Below are 1,048 nucleotides of genomic sequence, written 5' to 3'. Positions count from 1 at the left end.
TGCTGCGTTGAGATGTCGGGCAGCGTGCTGCGTTGAGATGTCGGGCAGCGTGCTGCGTTGAGATGTCGGGCAGCGTGCTGTGGTCAAGACTGCGGGTGAATTCCAGAGTTGGACCCGCCCGGCGGGCATACCGGGCTGATGCGGCTCCGGCGCGCTAGCGTTTCACCCATGCCGCGAGCCACAAGCGAAGCACATCAGCAGACCGTCGCAGACGTGGGGGAGTTCGGTCTCATCGCCTCCATCATCCGCGGCCTGAACAGCACCCCTGCCGTCTCTGTCGGGCCCGGCGATGACGGAGCGGTTTTCCTCATCAATGGTTCGGCGGTGACTTCCACCGACATCCTCATCGAGGGTGTGCACTTCCGTCGCGACTGGTCGAGCGCCACCGAGATCGGCCGCAAGGCGGTGGCGGTCAATGCTGCCGATCTGGAGGCGATGGGCGCCCGCCCTGTGTCGGTCGTGGTGAGTCTGGGGGTGCCGGCCGATCTGCCGGCTCGTTGGGTGAAGGACTTCGCGACGGGATTCAGGGCGGAGGCGGATACTGCGGGTCTGGCCCTGGTCGGCGGGGACACCTCGGCGGCGAGGGACATCACCATTTCCGTCACGGTCATCGGTGAGACCGCTGATCTGGAGCCGGTGCTGCGCTCCGGCGCCACGCCCGGGGAGGTCGTCGCGGTCTGCGGTCGGCTCGGCTGGGCCGCCGCCGGCCTCACCGCGCTGGGCAGGGGCTTCCGCAGCCCGCGCGCGGCAGTCGATTCCCAGCGCGTCCCGGTGGTCCCCTATGGCGAGGGCATGCGCGCCGCGCGTGGCGGTGCGACCGCCATGATCGATGTCTCCGACGGGCTCCTGGCAGATCTCAACCACATCGCGCAGGCCTCCCAGGTGTGGATCGACGTGGAATCGGACGCCTTCAAGATCGCTGATCCCGTCGCAGCCGTGGCCTCGGCGGTGGGGAAGAATCCTCTGGACTTCGTGTTGACCGGAGGTGAGGACCATGCTTTGGCCGCCTGCTTCCCGATGGGGGAGCTGCCCTCGGGATGGGTGGGGG

The 1,048-nt window shown here is 68.2% G+C and carries 1 protein-coding gene; it reads left to right on the top strand.

Annotated elements, in window-relative coordinates; genetic code table 11:
• Nucleotides 1-168: 168 nt before the first annotated feature.
• Nucleotides 169-1,048: thiamine-phosphate kinase (locus ABF648_RS05935; RefSeq protein ID WP_415631373.1), on the top strand; the 880-nt coding region annotated here is incomplete at its 3' end.

Origin of the sequence: Propionibacterium sp. (assembly GCF_047719395.1) — a bacterium.
Classification (GTDB): Bacteria; Actinomycetota; Actinomycetes; order Propionibacteriales; family Propionibacteriaceae; genus Propionibacterium.
This window is presented reverse-complemented; position numbering and strand designations above follow the sequence as displayed.